Source organism: Prolixibacter sp. DSM 2831 (assembly GCF_056493735.1).
Genome location: NZ_CM151379.1, coordinates 2931349 through 2952276 on the forward strand (window position 1 = coordinate 2931349; position 20928 = coordinate 2952276).

The window sequence follows — 20928 nt, forward strand, 5'->3', positions numbered from 1 at the left end:
TGACAACAACCCGTTGTGTTTCAACGAAGCTATGTTTAACAAAAACAAATTGTATGATTGACACTGAAATTTTTAATTCAGATCACAAACCTAGTCCGAAACAGAAAGAAGCAATCATTGACTTCCTCTTCACCCATCTCGAAAAGTATGGTGACCCGAAGCCTGATATCCAGAAGGCATTGGATTACTCAATGAATGAGGGAGAATCATTTGGTGGTTTTACCATCGTATCCAGCAATAAGGATCAAATCACCGGAGTCGTACTCGTTAACCGGACCGGCATGAAAGATTACATCCCCGAAAATATCCTCGTTTACATCGCTACTCACAACGAAATGAGAGGTCAGGGAATTGGTAAGGCCCTCATGCAAAAAGCTATCGATGAAGCCGAAGGGGATATCGCATTACACGTTGAGCCAGACAACCCGGCCAAATTCCTGTATGAGAAATTTGGTTTTACCAATAAATACCTTGAAATGCGTTATAAACGAAACGGTAAATAACAATGGCTTTCCTGGCTCTGAACACGGATAAATTAAAAGAAAACTACCAATATCTCGACACACTCTTCAAGGAGCATAACATTGAGTGGGCTGTGGTTTCGAAGGTCCTCTGTGGCCATAAATCATACCTGGAAGAGGTCATCAACCTCGGCGTAAAGCAAGTTTGCGACTCCCGGGTATCGAACCTCAAGACCATCAAATCCATTGCTCCCGAAATGGAGACCGTATACATCAAACCGCCGGCGAAACGGGCAATCAAAAGCATTGTCCAGTATGCCGACATCAGCATGAATACGGAATTCGAAACCATTAAACTGCTCTCGAAGGAGGCACAAAAGCAAAAGAAAACCCACAAAGTCATTATCATGATCGAGCTGGGCGAATTGCGTGAAGGCGTTCTTCGTGAAGAGTTTATCGATTTTTATGCCAAGATCTTCGAGTTGCCCAACATCGAAGTGGTGGGAATTGGCACCAACCTAACCTGCCTGTACGGAGTGTTGCCCAACCACGACAAACTCATTCAGCTCAGCCTGTATGAGCAGCTCATCGAGGCAAAATTCAACAAGATGATTCCGTATGTTTCGGGAGGTTCGTCGGTGACCATACCGCTCATCGACCAGGGATTGCTGCCCGAGGCCATCAACCATTTCCGCGTAGGCGAAACCCTGTTTTTAGGAACGGAACCCTATACCAATCAGCAGTACAAAGACATGCACACCGATGTTTTCCAGCTTTACGCTGAAATTATCGAGCTGATTGAGAAACCGGTGGTTCCCATGGGTGAATTCGGCGTGAACGTGGAAGGCAAAGCCTACGAAATTGATGAAGAAAAACTGGGCGAAACGTCGTACCGGGCCATCATCGATTTGGGCTTGCTGGATGTGGAAGAAACACATATCGAACCGGTCAATCCGAAGCTGAACTTCGTGGGCGCCAGTTCCGATATGATTGTTATCGACCTCGGCAACAACGAAGACAACTACAAAACAGGTGACCTGTTGGAATTCAAACTCGATTACATGGGTGCCCTCAGGGTACTGAACTCGAGGTACATTGATAAAGTGAAGCGGTAAGCAGATATTTGCTCAACCGCGTGAACGGAGGCTTTGTTTTTCGACTACGGGAAACATCGCCTCCGTTTTCATTTCCTACCGGAAAGGTTTTTATTACAGTTAATAATTGCTTAGCCGGACAGGTAGTAGTTTTTCGCCCGATTTTTCCGAAATTTCGCAAAACACACTACCAACATGGCCTTCGAAAAAGATTGGCAGTTTAAAAAGTTTTGTGCTTACGGATTCCTGAAGAACCTCCGCTTCTTCGAACCTTTCATGGTGCTCTTCCTGCTGGGTGCCGGCCTCTCCTACCTGCAGGTTGGTTTGTTATACAGCCTTCGGATGATTCTCCAGAACGTGCTCGAAATACCGGCCGGCATCATCTCCGATGCATTGGGCCGTCGCCGGACGATGATCACCTCTTTCGTTTTTTACATGCTGTCCTTTGTCGTATTTTACCTTTCCGGGAAGATGCCGGGCTTTGTTGTCGCCATGGCCATTTTCGCTTTGGGAGAAGCCTTCCGGACCGGAACACACAAGGCGATGATTTTCGAATACCTGAAGGTGAAAGGCTGGGAATCGGAAAAAGTGACTTATTACGGCTACACACGGAGCTGGTCGCAACGTGGTTCCGCACTATCCGCACTTCTCGCAGCGGGCCTGGTTATTCTGACCCAAAATTACCGGATGATTTTCCTCTTTTCCATCGTCCCTTACCTGCTCGACCTCATCCTCATTGCCAGTTATCCAAAAGCACTCGACGGAAAAACCATGGACATTCGCTTTTCCGATATCGGGAAGAACTTTAAAGAGGTTCTTTCCGACTTTTGGTATTCGTTCAAAAATCCGTTGATGCTGAAGACGATTGCCAACAGTTCCATCTATTCAGGCTATTACAAGGCTTTAAAGGATTTCCTGCAGCCGGTCATCAAAAGTCTGGCGCTGGCGCTCCCCATTCTCACGCTCCAGCCGAATGAAACCAGAAGCGCGGTGTTGGTCGGTGTCATCTACTACATCATCTATCGTTTATCAAGTCTGGCAGCACGTCATTCAGGCAAATTCTCGCTTCGGTTCCGTTCGCTGCAAATGGCTTTGACTCTTTCCATCTTCATTGGCGCCGGTGCCGGATTAGTCTCCGGATTGTTCTACCAACTACACATTCCGGCAATTGCGGTTCTGTTTTTCATTGCTGTCTACCTGGTGGAAAATCTGCGTAAGCCAATCGGGATGAGCTGTACCGCCGACCTGCTGGAAAAAGATATTTTAGCGACAGCTCTATCTGCTGCGTCTCAACTGGAAACCTTGTTCGGCGCTGTTTTCACCGCTTTGCTTGGATTCCTTGCCGACCGTTTCGGACTGGCCAACGGCCTGATGGCTGTTTCGCTGCTACTGATGGTACTGACCCCGATATTTTTCATTCGGAAATCCCGCACGAAAGCTTAAATTTGTGGCGTAACTGACACCTTGAATGATGAATATCGATTTGAATTTACTGGAAAAGCGGTTTCCGTTTTTCGAGCTTTCATTACGCTATGCTATTGCTGAAAAAGGCATTTTGCAAGAGCTGGAAGATGGCGAAGAAATTATTCGCGAAGGCCAGTATATTAAGTCGGTTCCGCTGGTTCTGGAAGGACTGGTCCGTATTTCCCGCCTCGATGATCAGGGGCGCGAGTTGTTGCTCTATTACCTGCATCCGGGTGAGGCGTGCGCCATGTCGCTTACCTGCTGCATGGGACATACACAGAGTAATGTCCGCGCTGTAGCCGAAGCTCCCACCATTTTGCTCCGCATTCCCACTCCTCTGCTCGATCAGTGGATGAACACCTACCAAAGCTGGAAAGAGTACGTAATGTACGCTTATCGCAAACGCTTTGACGAACTGCTGGAGACCATCGACAGCATTGCTTTCATGAAAATGGACGAACGCCTGGAGAAATTCTTTGCCGATCGTTTCCGGTCGACCGGAAGCACGTTGTACACCGGAACACACCAGGATATCGCCTTTTCACTGAACACCTCCCGCGAAGTCGTTTCCCGTCTCCTGAAAAAGCTGGAGAAAGACGGCGTCATTACGCTTTCGCGGAACAAAATCGACTATGCCGGGATGGTGAAATAAAACCCGGTTTTTATGCGGTTTTCCCGAAGTTAATCTTCCCCCCTTTTCAACCTTTTCCCTTTTGGAGATATTATATCTGTCCAATTTCACTGTCATTCCCGTCAAGTTCTGTAATTTTGATTTAGTTTAAATAAAAACCTAATCGAATGACAAATTACATGTGCCAGACGTGTGGCGTCCAATTTGAAGCTACAGAACAACCTCCCGAAATCTGTCCTATCTGTTCTGACGACCGTCAGTTTGTTCCTTGGGACGGACAGAAGTGGACCACACTCGAAAACGTGCAAAAATACCACGCCAACCAACTACAGAAAGTTGAAAAAGGAATCTACACCCTCCAAACAACACCCGGTTTTGGGATTGGACAACGGGCCATTTTCATTCAAACTGAGCAGGGCAACATTCTTTGGGACTGCATTTCGCTCATCGATGAAACCACCGTCGAACTGCTCAACCATCTGGGCGGCGTGGATGCGATTGCCATCAGCCATCCGCATTACTACTCAACCATGGCGGATTGGAGCCGCGCATTCAACAACGCTCCCATTTACCTGCACAAGAAGGATGCAGACTTCGTGTTCCAAAAATCGGAGAACATCGTTTTCTGGGAAGGTGATTCGTTGGAACTCTGGAAGAACGTGAAATTGATCAATCCGGGAGGCCATTTTCCGGGAGCCACCGTTCTGCATCAGTACGATCCCGAAAAAGATGTTTACTCGCTCTTTACCGGAGACATTATCAATGTGGAGCCGGATATGAAAACGGTCTCTTTCATGTACAGCTTCCCCAACCACATTCCACTATCGGCTAAGGATATTGAAATCATCCGGGACCGGATGGAAGGCATCCCGTTCGAACGGATTTTCGGCGCCTGGTATAGACGAAATATCATGAAAAACGGTCGGAATATATTCGACTCAACCATAGCCAGATACTTAGAAATCGTTCGTCAGGATTAAAGAAGAAGTTATTTTTGTTTAATTTTTTACTCTATTAATTAAACACTTTTAAGTTCTATACGTTTAAGAAACTGTAAGAAAAACGAATACGACACCTAGTACAGCAAAACATGATAACGTTCCATTCGCACTCCGGAATACACACGCTGGTAGCACGCCAGATTATTGAGGTTGGTATTGATGAGGCCTGGGAATTCTTCTCGTCACCTGCCAACCTTCGGCTAATTACGCCACCGGAAATGGGATTTGTCATCACATCGCCGGCTCCATCGGCTACAGCCTACCATGGACAAATCATCTCATACAAGCTTCATCCGGTTGGTAAAATAAAAACCAATTGGGTCACCGAAATTACGCATGTTTCGGAAAAAAAGTTTTTTGTCGATGAGCAACGAAAAGGCCCCTACCGCATGTGGCACCACGAACATCATTTTAAGGACCTGAACGGACGGGTTGAAATGACCGACCGCGTAACTTACCGGCTGCCTTTTGGCGTGCTGGGAAAATTGGTGCACAACATCTTTGTCAAACAAAAGCTGCGGGAGATATTTGTATACCGGAAAATGAAAATCGAGGAAATCTTCAAGTCATAAAAAAGGCCATCCCTCTCGGGATGACCCATACGTGTAAAGGGTTGGGGTAACAGTTTAATCCATATATAAAAAACCGTATGATTCGTTGTGTTGACTGATATCCAGACCGACTTTCTCAGCTTCCTTCGATACGCGAAGCGGGACAATCTTATCGGTAATCCAGTACAGAAGGTAAGAACCTCCAAAAGTGAAAACACTCACTACGACTAAAGCCAGCAGGTGATACAAAAATGTTTTTGTTTCACCGTTAATCAAACCGACACCTCGGGCAAATACCCCGGTTAAAATCATCCCAACAATACCGCCCATTCCGTGAGCCGGAAATACGTCCAGCGTATCATCGAGGGCTGTGCGGCTGCGCAGAGTAATAGCATAGTTGCTGACCACCGCCGCGGCGACACCAATAAAAATGGAGGCACCAATGCCGACATAGCCGGCAGCCGGCGTAATAGCCACCAAACCAACCACGAGGCCAATCGCCGCTCCCAAACCCGAAGGCTTATGACCCCGGGCTCCGTCAAGCATAATCCATGCCAGCATGGCTGCTGCCGAAGCGGTGTTGGTATTCACCAACGCAAGTACTGCCGTTGAAGATGCTGCCAATGCTGAACCAGCGTTGAAACCAAACCAGCCAAACCAGAGCATTCCTGCTCCGAGCATTACAAACGGAATATTGGCACGTCTTTCCGGGCCTTCGATGTCATTTCGCTTACCCAGGAACATGGCACCCGCCAGTGCGGCAAACCCCGCCGACATATGAACGACCGTACCTCCGGCGAAATCGAGAACGCCCCAGTTATGAAGTATACCGTTCGGGTCCCATGTCCAGTGAGCCAACGGCGCGTATATAAATATCGTGAACAAGCTAATGAAAAGCATGTAAGCCCGGAAGCGAACCCGTCCGGCGAACGAACCGGTAATCAGGGCCGGAGTGATGATGGCGAATTTCAATTGAAAGATGGCGAACAAGGCGAACGGAATGGTCGGCCCTAAATCGGGATTAGGTGCCGCTCCCACATGATTAAACATGAAATAGGTCGTCGGATTTCCAATCAAGCCGGTACCCGGTCCACCAATGCTGTCGCCAAAAGCCAGGCTAAAACCAACCACAATCCAAATGATGCTCATCAGGCCCATGGCCATAAAACTCTGGAGAATGGTTGAAATGATGTTGCGCGGATCGACCATCCCTCCATAGAAGAAAGCTAATCCGGGAGTCATGAGCAGAACCAGTGCTGTTGATGTTAACATCCAGGCTACATCACCGGTGACAATGGCATCTCCCCCATCGCCGAAACTGGTGGTTGGGAAGAATATACCCAGAATGGAGATAATGATTAAAACGATAAAGGTACGAAGCCATTTGTTCTTGTGTCTCATGACAATTTTTTCTTTTTTAAAGCTTAATTTTCACAATTCATTGGTTTTCGGACACAAAAATATATTTAATTATGACGAAACCATATTTATATGTCAATTTGAAACTTTAAAGTTCTTATTTTTTACATTCTGATAACATTGATACCAAATTTCATTTTTAAATATTTTCACAACACCCCATCCTCAAAGAATGTATGCACAAATTATTTTTACTATTTTCAAATTAAACCCCTCATTTATTATACCCATATTCCATTTTACAACAAAATAGAATCTTCTCTTTAATCATTGATATATGCAGACTTATACCTACTAAATCATATCACATATTTCGGAAATACCCCTCCCTCACAATAGGGTATACTTTCAATTTGAAAGTTATTTTTTCATTAATACCCCTTGTTTTTTATGGCTAAAACCCATTTTACTTATATTTTTACAATCGACACACTGATTTAGGTAACACTTTATAGATTTTGAACCATGTTTGATAAGGGTTTAACGGCATTTATGATCATTGCCACCAGTCTGGTGATGCTCATGACTCCGGGCCTTGCCTTTTTTTATGGAGGCCTGAGTTGTAAAAAGAACATTTTGAATATCATGATGCAGAGCTTTGTCTCGCTGGGCATCACTTCGCTTTTGTGGATTTCCATTGGTTATACCATGTGTTTTAGCGGAGACCTGGCACACGGAACCGACTTCTCCGGAATCATCGGCAATTTCGACAAAGCATTTTTGCACGGCATAACGGCTTATACGCCGCACTCGGCCGACCGCAATTTCCCGGAATTCATTTTCATTGCCTACCAAATGATGTTTGCTATTATCACGCCGGCACTGATTACCGGCGCATTCATCAACCGGGTGACCTTTAAATCATACATTATATTTCTCATCTTCTGGCAGATTTTTGTCTACTACCCCTTCGTGCACATGATTTGGGGCGGAGGCATCCTCGCTCAATGGGGCGTGCTCGACTTTGCCGGGGGAATTACGGTACACGCTACCGCCGGATTTGCCGCACTGGCCTCCGTACTGTTCGTGGGCAAACGAGCGGAACAAGGCGACGGACCGAACAACATTCCATTGGTGGCCATAGGGACTGCGTTGCTATGGTTTGGCTGGTACGGCTTTAACGCCGGAAGCGAACTGAACGTGGATGCCATTACCGCGCAGGCATTCCTGAATACCGATATCGCTGCTTCCGCTTCTGCCGTTACCTGGCTGATTATTGAGTGGACTACCGGAAAGAAAAAGCCGACGTTTATTGGCCTGATGACCGGGGCGGTAGCCGGACTGGCTACCATTACGCCGGCGGCTGGATATGTCTCGCTTGATTCCGCGCTGTTTTTCGGATTGCTGGCCGGAGTTGTGTGTTACCTTGCGGTGAAATTTGTGGAATACAAAGGCTGGGACGATGCCCTCGATGTGTGGGGCGTTCACGGAGTTGGCGGTGTGTTGGGAACGCTGCTGCTCGGATTCTTTGGCAGCCTGGCGGTCAACCCGCACGGAGCCCAGGGCATCCTGAACGGCGGAAGCCCGGTGTTCTTTCTGAAACAACTGACCGCTATTATCCTGGCATCTGCCTGGGGATTTGTCTTCACACTGGCTATGCTGAAAACCATTAATGTACTGGTACCGGTGAAAGTAAAACTGGCCGATGAGCTGCAAGGCCTCGACCTGGTTTTTCACGGGGAGGTTGCCCGCCGGCAATAATAATACTGAACGAAAAATATTTCGAAAACCCTTGATGGGAGCTGTTCTGAGGCTTCCGTCAGGGGTTTTTTATTTTAAAGAAAGTGACCTTGCTCGTAGTAAGGGAGGTGGTCATTTCGGGCAATGACAAAAAATGCACGGATATCATCCCAAATTGAGAGGACCGGTTTTCGGGAATTTCCCATTAAGAATATTGGCCAGTTATTATCCCTGAAACGGGAATTAACAACCAAACAACAGCCGCGCCCGCCAAGCAGTGCTTCATAATTACATCATTATGAAGGGCATCTGATTGGCTAAAATCATATTTCTTATTATTTTTAATATTCATATTCAAATTTATGTCTATGTTATTCAAAGTATTTAGTCCCCCTGCCGAACTGAAAACCTATGTCCATTCAATACAAATAATGGAAGTAGACAAAAGTGAGAATTCCGGCCGGAATAAGATTGTACCGTATGGCTATGCAGGCCTTTTATTGCATTATAAAGACCCCTGTGTACAAACCGACCGGATAAATGGTAAGCGATTATTGCCACAGGCTTTTGTTACCGGGCTGACAGACCAGCCGATAATAATAGAGGCGTTAGGCAACATAGGCACGATAGCTGTGAATTTCTATCCGTTGGGGTTATATCATTTTTTGAGAAGTGCGGTATATGAATTTACCAATTCGACGGTGGAGGGCACCGAAGTACTGGGACCTGAAATCGAAAAATTGCACGACAGTATCCAATTCACTTCATCTGTCTACGAAAAAATCGATCTGGTCAACCGGTTTTTAATCAAAAAGCTAGGAAATATTGACTACCGAAACAGCATGAAAATTGAGTACGCGCAGAATGCCTTAATCGCTTCAAAAGGTATTATCAATATTGCACAATTATCAAAAGATTCGGGACTAAGTTTATCATCGCTTGAACGCCAATTCCGGAAACAAATCGGATTTTCTCCGAAATATTATGCAAGAATTTTGCGGTTTGACTATGTGTTTAAATTAAAACAAATGCGAGGAGATGTCAACTGGCAGGATATCGTTTTTCAGGCTGGATACCATGACCAGGCCCATTTTATTAAAGAGTTTTCAAAATTTGCCGGCGAACCCCCGAAAGGCTTTTTCCTTCACCACCTTTTTTCTTCGAGGTTTTACTCTGGAAAGTAGGGTTACTGACTCATAATCAATGGGCCAGACTGCCGATTTTTTACAATTTTAAAGAGCTACGCCTAATTATCTTCAGTCCATAATTCATAACATAATAGATAGATTATGCGTACTTTCAAACTAACTTTCCTGATACTGTCGGTTCTGACAGTGTTATTTGGTTGTGAGGAGCAATCAAGCAACGATTCCAATGTACTGGAAGCCTGTTTTTCAGTATCCCCGGATGTTATCTATGCAGGAACAAACGCTGCATTTAACCCGTCGTGTACCAAGCAAGCGGTCTCCGTATCCTACTACTGGGATTTTGGGGATGGTGGTTCATCGACCCAAACAAGTCCGGTCCACGTTTATGCCTCTCCCGGCAGTTACAATGTCGTATTAACGATAACCGATCCGGATGGCAATACGGCCAGCCACTCAACTTCCCTGAAAGTAGAGGCCTTCGCTGTCCTTGAACACGCCGGAAATATCAATACCGACGAGGTCTGGGAAGAGGGTACCCATCTGGTTACCAGCAATGTTTATCTGAATAACGCCACCCTCACCATTATGCCGGGAGCAACGGTTAAATTTAAAAAGGGTACATCGCTGATCATTGGCCAAAGCAGTGAAAACTCGGCTCTCATAGCAAACGGCACGTCAGATAAACCGATTGCGTTCACATCCAATGCCAGTTTACCATCACCGGGAGATTGGGACCTGATCAACTTCAAAGACGGAACAATGACCTCATCGAGCATGAAGTATTGTGAGGTCAGTTATGGCGGTGGCTATAGCAGTTCCAGTGCGATGATCAACATTGAAAACACCTCACTTGTCATCGAAAATTGCAGATTTTCTCATAGCTCTTCATCAGGGTTTAACATTGATGGCGACGGTTTCTTTCAATCCTTTGTCAATAACGAAATCAATGATTGCGATGGCTTTGCCATCCACCTTTTTCCGAACGCGGTAAATTCCATCGGAACCGGGAACAGTATATCTTCGGAGCTGAGTATCGGAATAAAAGAGGGTTACTATACGATGGACAACTCCACCTGGTTAAATCAATCGGTTCCATATATCATTGAAGGAGACGTTTATGTTGGCAGCACAACCGGGGCGGCCTTAAATATCTCACCCGGGGTTATTCTCAAACTAAAAGAAAATGCGAGTATCCTGGTGGCATACGGAAGTTCAAAAACAGGGACATTAACTGCTGAAGGAACGACATCTGAACCTATTTTGTTTACCTCTGCAGCGGTAGCAAATGAAACACCCGGCAGCTGGGATCGGATTGGTTTTTACGACGGTACAAGTCCCAATACATCGTTAAAATATTGTACCATTGAATATGGAGGAGGATACAGTTCATCCGAAGGGATGATAGTGGTGGATAACTGTTCCGTAACTATAGAAAATTGCGAAATCAGATATTCAGATAATTATGGCATCAGGGCCGGTATCAAGGGGATGTTCAATACTTTTACCCAAAATTACCTGCATGATAATAACTCTTTTGCAGTAAAGATATTTGCCAACAACGCGCATACCATCGACACCGGTAACACCATTGAAAGCCCGTTGGGTATTGAGGTCAACGCCGATACCTATACCCGGGCAGATGAAACCTGGAGGAAACAGAGTTGTCCTTATGTGGTGAATGGTGTCGTGAATATTATCAGCCCCACCACAGCAAAACTCACAATAGAGCCCGGAACAATGATTAAATTGATGGAATCCGGCATGTTTAGGATTGGATATGGAACCAACCAGTATGGCGTTCTGGTAGCCAATGGTACTGCTTCTGAAAAAATCACCTTCACCACCAGTGCTGCTGCAGGAAGTGAGGCACCCGGACAATGGAAAGGCATTTTCTTTGATGATGGCACGGCAAATGGTTCCATTTTAAACAACTGTACCTTCTCATATGGCGGAGGCTATTCATCATTATCGGGAATGGTCAATTGTAGTTTAACACCATCAGGTGTACCTGTCATCACCAATTGCGACTTCTCCTATTCCGAAGCCTGGGGGATCTATTTAGGGGCAAACACAAGCCCCAATATGAATGGTAACTCATTTTCCAATAACACCCTAGGTGATATAAAAAGAAATTAAACAATCAAAAACATCCGGCGGTCGCCTGGGGATTTGTCTTCACGCTCGCTATGCTGAAAACCATTAATGTGCCGGTACCGGTAAAAGTGAAACTAGCCGATGAGCTGCAAGGCCTCGACCTGGTTTTCCACGGCGAAGTGGCCCGCCGGCAATAATAATACTGAACAAAAAACAGTTCGAACCCCCTTGATTGGAGTCTGCAAGCTCTGGTCGGGGGTTTTCTTTGCACAAATGTGCGTGCCTCGTCCAACTCTCAGGGAAGGCATGCTCATACCTCCACGCCGTTACTTTTGATTTATGATAATAAAAACCTAATTTCATTGGGAAAATGAGGCGGATGGGAAGATTGGCAATTAATTTGAAAATATGAACATTGAATATCAAATAATCTTAAAGGAGAGAATTACTGATTCTCACCGTAAGACTTTTGCACAACTATTAAAAAAACAAGGAAAAGTAAAAGGAGATCTAAACTTAAAGGCAGATAGGTGTAAAATGATTGCTTTTGCAATCTTAAATGGCGAAGCTATTGGTTGTGGAGCTATTAAAGAAAAAACACCTTCTGACTTTTTAAAAGAAAAAGGTAATTTACCCGATGAGTCTCAAAATTTCGATTGGGAACTAGGTTATATTTTTACAAAACCTACATATTCTGGAAAAGGAATAGCTTCTACATTAATAAGCAATCTGATTACAGAATATGGAGAAGACAATTTAATGGCTTCAACTGAAATTTCAGCGAACCCAGGAATGGTGAGAATTTTAGAAAAGAATGGTTTCAGGCGTTGTGGGACTCCTTGGAAAAGTGGAATACATTCGAATTATTTAGGACTCTTTCTAAAATACAAGTAATTGGAATGAATGAAACTCATAGAAATATATCACTAGTAATTGAAGTTGGTAATTCTTTTAAATTTATCAAAAGAGGTCTTGGCGAGATTCAAAAAATTACAGGAGCAAATGATTTTTACCATCCGGCACTACTTTTTTTATCAAGTGGATTTGAGAGGCTTTTTAAAACAATGCTTTGTCTAAACTATAAAGAGGTTAATAACAGACTGCCATCGTATAAAGAATTATTGAAAGGGAAAAATGGACATGATATTTTATACTTAAAATCAGAAATTGAAAAAATATGCATACCTGTAAATCGACCTTTTGCAAGTATGGATTACGATATAATAACCAAAGATAAAATCATCAACCGTATTTGTTCAACTTTATCTGAATACGGACAAAAATCTCGTTATTTTAATCTTGATGCAGTTTTGGGGAAAGAACAAGAATTTGATGCGATTAAAGCATGGGAAAAGATTGAGACTAAAATGTTAATAGAACATTTTGGAGAAAAAAAGTTTTATAGCTTGTTACAAGACCCGAAGAATTTAGACGCGCTTTATGAGAAATCAAATGAACTAATTACTTCAAGAATAGAACTCTTTACCAGAGCAGTAACCAGACAATTTATTTTTGGAAACTTCTCAAAAGATTCTAAAACATTTTTGTTTGAAATTCAATTATTTAGCGACATTGATGATGAGCGTATTGGAAAAACAGATTATAGATTTTAATGAAAAACTGGCTATAACAATGTATATATAAAATAGGTGTAACATTAGTATATTCAAGGGGTGTAGACCCTTTTAATTTGCAACGGTCAGATAAGTTTGAAACCCGCAATTACCTAATTTACATATACTCACCGTTAGGCAACTAAAAATCATGCAAGCAAAATCAAAAAATAGAAATATAATTATGACAGCAGAAAGCAACAACCAACCCTACCAAAACGGGTACATTGATGTTTCGGAGCAGCACTCACTCTATTTCGAATTGTATGGAAATCCGGAGGGAATTCCGGTGTTGTTCCTGCACGGCGGACCGGGAGCCGGATTTTCAGACAAAGACAAACAGTTCTTCGACGAAGAAAGGTACAACGTGATTTTCTTCGACCAACGGGGCTCGTCGAAAAGCAAACCATTTGGCTCCATCGAGAACAATACGACGCAGGACCTCATTGACGACATCAATAAAATACTGGACCACTTAGGATTTGAAAGCGTTTATGTTTTTGGTGGTTCGTGGGGAAGCACCCTAGCACTGGTGTATGCCATCCATTCGCCAGAACGTGTGAAGGGTTTAGTCCTGCGAGGTATCTGGCTGGCCAATCGATACGGACTAGATCACTATATGAATGGCGGAATTAAGCACTTCTTCCCCGACGTTTGGGAACGGTTTGCCAAACTGGTGCCCGAGGGAGAAAATCCGGTCAGTTACTATTTGACTCAAATGCTGTCGGATGATGAAGAACTCAGTGAAAAATATGCGTATGAATGGGCCTATTATGAAATGTCGTTTTATACCATCAATAAAATTGCCGATCCGGCTGAATCATTAAAATCCTTCTCGTTCAAATCGATGGCGATATTGGAAGCCCATTACATTAAAAACGATTGCTTTTTGCCGGAAGATTTCATCATGAACAACATCGATAAAATCGCCCATATCAAAACCTCCATCGTACAGGGAAGGTATGATTTTATTTGTCCTCCGGCACAGGCATTCAGGTTACATTCCCAATTGAAAAATTCAGAGCTGCATATGACGATTGCAGGACACTCTTCAACGGATGAAGAGACTAAAAAAGCCTTGATTAGTGAACTGGAAAGAATAACAACCGGGAACAAATAACCTGATCAATCTGGCTTAAGATGAAGACTATTTAATAATCTTCATCTCCTTTGCCGACTCTTTCCGGGTAACCAACATGGGAATGGCAACACCGGCCGCCAGCGACAGTAAAATGAACAAGGTCTTCAGTCCATTGCTGACGGCTGAATTCAGAATGTCGCTGTAGCTGTCGGCGTGCGTGTCGCCGGCCAGCCTGATCAGGCCCAGCATCATTCGATAGGCAAAAGCACCGGGAACCATGGGAATGACCGCAGGAATGGAAAAAACCAACGGCGGTGCATGTTTGCTGTGGGCCGCGGGAATACTCAGAAAACCGACCAGCGTAGCTCCGGCCAGCGACGCCAGAATAATATTGCCACCGAAATGCAGTATGACCAGCTTGGTGATTCCGCCCAGCGCTCCAACCAGCCAGATAACCGGCAAAGCACGCTGTGGCACGTTGAACAGCACGGCAAACCCGATGGCTGCAAATCCCAGCCATACGCCCATCTCCAGAAAGTGATACAGTTCCGTCATCGCCTAAATATTATAAATTATCATGGCTCCCAACATGCCCAATGCAATGGCAAAAGAGATAATCATTCCGTTGGCCCCACGCACCAAGCCGTTCATAATGTTTCCGTCGATTAAATCGGTGAATGAATTGATTAACGGTACACCCGGAATCAGAAACAGCACCGAGGTAGCAAAAGCCAACTCGGGATTACCGCCCAGTCCCCACTTCACGGAGGCGCCGGAAATCAGCGAAGCAGTGAGGGAGGCGAAGAAAACGCACATGTAACCGTTGAAGGAACGCTTCGCACTCTCCTGCCTGACAAATAACCCGGCAAAGGTGGCCACAAAAGCAACGCCCATTTCGGTCGCTTCGCCGCCGAATAAACGGCAGAAAGAAGCGCCGGCCAGACTAACCAGCAATAAAATGACTAACCGGGGATAATGCGGTAAACTTCGCAGCCGTTCTATCTCTTCGTTGATTTTCGGAATATCCCATCCTTCTTCCACGACCCGCCAGCTCATTCGACTAATACCGGAAACCACTTTAAAATTGACGCCGTGTGGCGAAGTTCGCTTCAAGCTACTGAAGAAGTATTGCGACTCCTCCTCCACCAACGTAAGCATCAGGGCGCGGTGCGTTACCAGCAACTCGGAGTTATAGCCCAATGCTTCGGCAATCCGGGAAATGGTCACCCGAATACGGCCGGTACTGGCGCCGGAGCTCATCAACAAAGCCCCTATTTCCAATAGTGTAGAAGCTAGTTCTTTGGTTCGCGTACTTACTTTTTCCATATTTTCAGGAATCGATATCCGGATACAAAATTAGGCCATTCCTGCCGGAACTCGGGAGCTAATCGCCATTTTTAACGATATGTTGATTTTATTTCCAGTTGAAAAGCGGTGTAGCTATCTCTATAGGCAATCGATCGTACCAGGACACATCATCGTTCCCGGCTACGAACCAGTTATTTTTATACTTTTGTTTATCTGACTAAACTCGAAACACATGAAAAAGCTAAGCTTCCTTTTCGGATTCCTGATTCTACTTGTTTCCTGCCAACAGGAAAAACAACCGCAATTTACCAGCATGTTTAACGGGAAAAACCTTTCGGGATGGGATACCTATCTGACGGCACCTTACGATACGTTGCAAAAGCTCGGGCTGAATTACGGCGATCCATTTCCGGATTCTCTCGTTTTCGGAGTAAATAACGATCCATTGGGCGTTTTCACGGTAGTGGAAAAAGATGGTGCCCCGGCCATCCGAATTTCGGGACAGATATTCGGATGCATTGCTTCGCAAAAAGAGTACGGAAACTATCATTTCCACCTCCAGTTCAAATGGGGTGAGAAGAAATGGGCCCCCAGAACAGAAGCGCCGCGCGACTGTGGTTTGCTCTATCATTCCGGCGGTCAGTTTGGCGTGGGCTCCAGCACCTGGATGCGCTCACTGGAATGCCAGATTCAGGAACGGGATTGCGGCGACTTTTACCCGGTTGGCGCTGCTTACACCGATATTCCGGCTTTGCCGAATAATGAAAACCGGTTTTACACTTACAAAGTGGGAGCTCCGCTGGTGACTTTTGGTGGAGACCTCTGGCGCTGTCAGCGTGATAAAAACTGGGAGAGCCTACCGGGAAAATGGACTTCCATCGACCTGTATACGGTTGGCGATACCAGCATTCACGTGGTAAACGGACACAAGAACATGGTGCTTTTCCATAACCGGCAGGTGGTTGACGGGAAAGAAGTGCCGGCGACCCAAGGCAAAATTCAAATTCAGTCGGAAGGTGCCGAGGTATTTGTGCGTGATATGAGAATCACGCCCATTACACATCTTCCCAAAGCATTACTGAACCAGAAGTAAACTGATATCGTTCTTTCGGTTTACCGGATACAACAAAATCCGTTGTTTGTCTGAAATGGCTGGCAACGGATTTTTTACGTATCAGAAGGTTCGGGAGTAGGAAAAGGATGTCATCCCTCCGATACAGTCTAAGAATGTAGGGTCAGGACATGTCCTGACCGCGGGGATGATATAGCTTTGGCAAGCTGGTTAACACCATAGGGATGACATCCTTAGCCTACATAGAAACCATTGCAACCTGGAAACAGCACAACCGGAAACCTGAAATAGGCCTCCACGTGCGGCGCAACAACGTTTCCATTTCAATGATGGCCGGAATGTGCGCCTCTTACCGTTCACACAATCTAAACCCGGGGTGGCGAAAACTACGTTTCCTTACCCCGGGCTACGCAATTTCAGCCCTTCAGGCTGACGGACGTAATAGCTGTAAAGTGTAAACCTGAATATTGGATACAGCGCGGCCACGATATATCGTGGCCCTACAGCATTGGCGCAACCTGAAACCTTGAAATCAATGAGAAATGAGTAATGAACAATGTAAGAGTCGAAAGTCGAAGGTCCAACGTCTAAGGTTGAGCAAAGCGAAATCCCGACCGTGCGTCGGGTTCTAATGTCCGGAGTCTTCTGTCTTTTTTCCAACCACAGGAACAGCGAAGCACAACCTGAAACCTTATCAGTCTAAAGTCTATTGTCTGATATCTGGTGTCTTACGACACAATTTCCGGTGTCACCGGAATGGTAAAATAGAAGGTACTTCCTTTATCGACTTTGCTTTTCACTCCTATTTTACCACCATGCCGTTCGATAAACTCCTTGCATAAAATCAATCCCAAACCAGTTCCACGTTCACCATGCGTCCCCTTCGATTTGAATTTCATATCGATGCGGAAGAGCATATTCAGATTCTCCTTCGCGATTCCCATTCCCTCATCTTTCACCCGGACTTCCACGTCATGACTGTTTTTCTTCACTTTCACAGCAATCTTTTTCCCTTCGCTGGTGAATTTGACCGCGTTACTCAACAGGTTCCGAACAACGGTATTGATCATGTCACGGTCCCCAAACGCCATGATATTTTCTTCCAGTTCGGTTTGCAGGTGAATGCCTTTCCGTTCAGCGGGAACCCGGTGTAGATTAATGTTCTCGTACACCACATTCGAGAGATTAAACGGACGAGGCTCAAAGTTAATGCGGCCGGTCTGTGCTCTCGACCAGGTCAGCAGATTCTCCAACAAGGAATAAATTTCCTTAATGGCATCGTTCACCCTTTTCATGCCCAAATGCTTGTCTTCCTCGTCGGCGTGCTCAAAATCCTCCAGCAATAAATCGGTAATGGAAAGCAGACTGGTAAAGGGATTCTTCAAATCGTGCGCAATGATGGAGAAAAATTTGTCCTTTGTAGCATTCAGTTCCAGCAGATTGTGTTCCGATTCGGTCAGTTGGCGGTTGGCCTCAGCGATTTGCCGGTTCTGCCGTTTCAGTAGCCGATTGGTTTTCGCTTTTACCAGGTAGTGATAAATCAGCAAACTAATTCCCAAAGCAAACAAAAACTCAAACGACATAAACCACCAGGTACGGTAAAACGGCGGCGTAATGATGATGCTCAGTCGCGCCTGATGCGGGCTCCACTGACCATCAGAGTTCTGCGCCTTTACATTCAGCACATAAGTTCCGGCATCCATATTGGCGAAGGAAATGTAGTTTCGGGTACCGGCATGAGTCCAATCCATATCGAGGTTTTCCATCCGGTAAGCAAAGCGGTTCGTTGCGCCGACCGGACATTTCAGTGCGGCAAATTCCAGTGCTAAAAACCGATGTCGATAATCCAGCTTGATGGTATTTGCATAAGAAATGCTTACCGGCAGGGTAAATTTTCCTCCCTCTTCAGTCACCTGGTAAATGCCTTTTTCTTCCTCTTTTATGTCCCGGTCCGGTTTTACTTGCACTTCACTGCCAAGCACATCCATACTGGTAATAACAACCTCCGCATCGTTGGCAACCGGTTTCAGTTTATCCGGTTCGATAATGTTCAATCCGTAAACTCCGCCAAAATAAAGTTTTCCATTGCGTCCCCGGTGATAAGCGCCTGCATTGAACTCATTACTTTGCAAACCGTCGTTTACGTCGTAGTTCTTCGTTGAATAATCTTTCAGGTTGAACCGACAGATTCCACCATTCGTGCTCAGCCAGAGATTCCCCTCTTCATCCGGCAAGATACCGTAGACCACATTACTGGGAAGTCCGTCCTCAGTGGTGAACCGCTGAAATTTACCGATATGGGTATCGAAGCGATTAAAGCCATCGTTGGTGGCAACCCACATCACGCCTTCTTTCTCCTCGAAAATGGAGAAAACATTATCATCGGATAAACTTTCCGGGTCGTTTGGATCGGAACGGTAATGTGTGAACTCTCCTTTTTGAATATCGAGACGATTCAGCCCTCCACCGTAAGTACCTATCCACAAATAACCCTTTTCGTCCTGCAGAATGGACGCAAAGATGATGTCATGCGAAAGGCTATGAGGGTCGCCGGGTTCATGTCGGTACCGAATGCATTTCCCGGTTGTCGGGTCCATCCGGTTGAGCCCTTCCCGCGTACCAATCCACAGGTAGCCATCTTTGTCCTCATAAATCACTCTGGCCGTATTTCCTGTCAACGTGGTACTATCATCCGGAATCGAACGGAAATGCTGAAATGTGCCGGTCGCCGGCCGGAATTTGTTCAATCCGCCACCATCCGTACCCACCCAAATGTTTCCTTTCCGGTCCTGAAAAACGGCCCTGACAGCTGATTCGGACAGTGAAGAAGCGATGCCTGGCTGATGTTCGTAAAAGGTAAAAGTTCCGTTTTTCGGCCAGTATCGTGCCAGTCCCCGGTCGTTCGTGCCTATCCACAAAGTACCGTCGCGGGCTTCAAGTATCGACCAGACGAAGTTACTGGGCAAGCTGTTTTCTTCCAGCGGATCGTGCCGCCACAATTCCACCTGGTGCGCATTGGGATCGTAGATACTGATTCCGGCACCGAAAGTTCCGACCCAGATAACGCCCGCCTCATCTTCGTATATGCAATTGATAAAATTCTCCGACAAGCTTTCAACATCGGCCGGACTATTCACATAATGATTTTGCTCTCCGGTTAAGGGATCGATTCGATAAAGACCATCCCCGTGCGAACCGTACCAGATATGCCCCGTCCGATCCCGCAGAATCGCTTTATTTGTATTGATCGACAAACTATTGGTTGAAGCGAAAGAACGAATTTTTGCTTGCAGTCTATCCGTGGCAAAATCCAGTTTCGAAAGCCCGAAGCTACTGACAAGCCACAATGCCCGGTCGCCATCCACAAGCAGGTTTTCCACGATCTGCCCGTCACTGTGTTCCTCGTCGGAGTTGGGGATTCGGTAGTGGCGGGTTCGTTTGGTTACCGATGAATAGTGCACCAGCCCATCGGTGGTTCCAATCCATAAGTCACTGTCTTTTATAGCCAATGCGGTCACCGAAACAGGAATTCCCTGGGGAAACAGGCCCGGAGGCTGAGTAACAACTCCCTTTGCCGGGTCGCATTTAAAAAGTCCTGCATCTGTGCCTATCCACAGCGTGTTATTGTTCTCAGGCAACAAGGTATTGATGCGCACCCGATTGGCGGCAACCGGCATTCTGATTCGTTCCACGGAAAGACTATCCAGTCGGATGCGATTCAGGCCGCTCAGCGTGCCAACATACAGATACTTTCCTCCATCATGAAAAAGCGTAGTAATGGTATCGCTGGTGAGGGAAAGTTCGTACCCCGGTTGATGTTTGAACCGGGTAAAAGTTTCGGTACGTGGATCGAACCGGGTAAGACCGCCTCGGGAGCCAAACCACAAAATGCCGTCGGGAGCAACAAAAATCTGCTCAATCCATTTATACGTCAGACTATTTGGATTTCGTTGTTCTGGCCGGTAAATCGTGAAATTTTTGCCGTCGTACTTGTTCAGACCGTCTTCCGTGGCAAACCACATAAATCCCATGCTGTCCTGCCGAATACAATAAACCGAACTGAGTGACAACCCATCGTTGATTGTTATTCGTCGAAACCGCACATGGTTGCTGTTTCCGTAAGTCGAAGCAGTAGATGAAAGGAAAAAACAGAAAAAAAAGAAATAGCTGACAGCTTTCAATCTCATCCCCTTTAGTTTAGTTGGTCAACACGCTCCATCTGCCCCCTTGCGCACCCGATATAGTAAGTTAAGGATAAAACCCTTTGAAATCAACGACGCAAAAATGTTTTCACCACCTCTCCCGCCATCA

The 20928-nt window shown here is 45.6% G+C and carries 18 protein-coding genes; 14 read left to right on the plus strand and 4 right to left on the minus strand.

The genetic code is table 11. The annotated features are described in order from the left end of the window. Nucleotides 1-53 precede the first annotated feature (53 nt). From AC060N_RS11995 to AC060N_RS12020, 6 genes are all read left to right on the plus strand, one after another. A complete protein-coding gene (locus AC060N_RS11995; protein ID WP_106542552.1) occupies nucleotides 54-503 on the plus strand; it encodes a GNAT family N-acetyltransferase in 450 nt (149 codons plus the stop codon). 2 nt (nucleotides 504-505) lie between these two features. Next, nucleotides 506-1576 carry an alanine racemase gene (locus tag AC060N_RS12000; RefSeq protein WP_479524008.1) on the plus strand — a complete coding sequence of 357 codons (1071 nt, stop codon included), beginning with the start codon at nucleotides 506-508 and terminating at the stop codon, nucleotides 1574-1576. Between the two features lie 174 nt (nucleotides 1577-1750). After that, entirely contained in the window at nucleotides 1751-2998 is a 1248-nt protein-coding gene (locus AC060N_RS12005; RefSeq protein WP_479524009.1) for an MFS transporter, read from the plus strand. A gap of 25 nt (nucleotides 2999-3023) precedes the next feature. Next, entirely contained in the window at nucleotides 3024-3671 is a 648-nt protein-coding gene (locus AC060N_RS12010) for a Crp/Fnr family transcriptional regulator (protein WP_228491955.1), read from the plus strand. Nucleotides 3672-3817: 146 nt separating this feature from the next. Then, on the plus strand, nucleotides 3818-4630 hold the full coding sequence (locus tag AC060N_RS12015; RefSeq protein ID WP_479524010.1) for an MBL fold metallo-hydrolase: 813 nt from the start codon (nucleotides 3818-3820) through the stop codon (nucleotides 4628-4630). Nucleotides 4631-4740: 110 nt separating this feature from the next. Continuing rightward, nucleotides 4741-5223, plus strand: a complete 483-nt coding sequence (locus AC060N_RS12020) for an SRPBCC family protein (RefSeq protein ID WP_479524011.1) — start codon at nucleotides 4741-4743, stop codon at nucleotides 5221-5223. A 54-nt stretch (nucleotides 5224-5277) separates the two neighbouring features. On the opposite strand, the gene AC060N_RS12025 is transcribed toward AC060N_RS12020, so the two are convergent. After that, nucleotides 5278-6603: an ammonium transporter gene (locus AC060N_RS12025; RefSeq protein WP_479524012.1), complete on the minus strand. Its 1326-nt coding sequence runs from the start codon at nucleotides 6601-6603 to the stop codon at nucleotides 5278-5280. 483 nt (nucleotides 6604-7086) lie between these two features. Between AC060N_RS12025 and AC060N_RS12030 the strand changes: the two genes are divergently transcribed. The 6 genes from AC060N_RS12030 (at nucleotide 7087) to pip (ending at nucleotide 14276) form a co-directional block, all read left to right on the plus strand. Next, the gene (locus tag AC060N_RS12030; RefSeq protein WP_106542546.1) at nucleotides 7087-8322 is read left to right on the plus strand and encodes an ammonium transporter; all 1236 of its coding nucleotides are present in this window, start codon (nucleotides 7087-7089) and stop codon (nucleotides 8320-8322) included. Between the two features lie 347 nt (nucleotides 8323-8669). Next, the gene (locus AC060N_RS12035) at nucleotides 8670-9485 is read left to right on the plus strand and encodes a helix-turn-helix domain-containing protein (RefSeq protein ID WP_479524013.1); all 816 of its coding nucleotides are present in this window, start codon (nucleotides 8670-8672) and stop codon (nucleotides 9483-9485) included. 105 nt (nucleotides 9486-9590) lie between these two features. After that, nucleotides 9591-11585: a right-handed parallel beta-helix repeat-containing protein gene (locus AC060N_RS12040; RefSeq protein WP_479524014.1), complete on the plus strand. Its 1995-nt coding sequence runs from the start codon at nucleotides 9591-9593 to the stop codon at nucleotides 11583-11585. 366 nt (nucleotides 11586-11951) lie between these two features. After that, nucleotides 11952-12437, plus strand: a complete 486-nt coding sequence (locus AC060N_RS12045; protein ID WP_479524015.1) for a GNAT family N-acetyltransferase — start codon at nucleotides 11952-11954, stop codon at nucleotides 12435-12437. A gap of 5 nt (nucleotides 12438-12442) precedes the next feature. After that, a complete protein-coding gene (locus tag AC060N_RS12050) occupies nucleotides 12443-13156 on the plus strand; it encodes a hypothetical protein (protein ID WP_479524016.1) in 714 nt (237 codons plus the stop codon). A 184-nt stretch (nucleotides 13157-13340) separates the two neighbouring features. Continuing rightward, on the plus strand, nucleotides 13341-14276 hold the full coding sequence (gene pip, locus AC060N_RS12055; RefSeq protein WP_479524017.1) for a prolyl aminopeptidase: 936 nt from the start codon (nucleotides 13341-13343) through the stop codon (nucleotides 14274-14276). Between the two features lie 27 nt (nucleotides 14277-14303). Here the strand turns inward: pip and AC060N_RS12060 are convergent, their stop codons facing one another. Next, a complete protein-coding gene (locus tag AC060N_RS12060; RefSeq protein WP_479524018.1) occupies nucleotides 14304-14792 on the minus strand; it encodes a threonine/serine exporter family protein in 489 nt (162 codons plus the stop codon). 3 nt (nucleotides 14793-14795) lie between these two features. Then, a complete protein-coding gene (locus tag AC060N_RS12065) occupies nucleotides 14796-15563 on the minus strand; it encodes a threonine/serine exporter family protein (RefSeq protein WP_106542540.1) in 768 nt (255 codons plus the stop codon). 214 nt (nucleotides 15564-15777) lie between these two features. On the opposite strand from AC060N_RS12065, the gene AC060N_RS12070 reads away from it, so the two are divergent. Next, nucleotides 15778-16638, plus strand: a complete 861-nt coding sequence (locus AC060N_RS12070; RefSeq protein ID WP_479524019.1) for a 3-keto-disaccharide hydrolase — start codon at nucleotides 15778-15780, stop codon at nucleotides 16636-16638. Nucleotides 16639-16841: 203 nt separating this feature from the next. Next, nucleotides 16842-17075 (plus strand): hypothetical protein, encoded by a 234-nt coding sequence (locus AC060N_RS12075; RefSeq protein WP_479524020.1) that lies wholly within the window; start codon nucleotides 16842-16844, stop codon nucleotides 17073-17075. Nucleotides 17076-17345: 270 nt separating this feature from the next. On the opposite strand, the gene AC060N_RS12080 is transcribed toward AC060N_RS12075, so the two are convergent. Further along, entirely contained in the window at nucleotides 17346-20804 is a 3459-nt protein-coding gene (locus AC060N_RS12080; protein ID WP_479524021.1) for a ligand-binding sensor domain-containing protein, read from the minus strand. Nucleotides 20805-20928 lie beyond the last annotated feature (124 nt).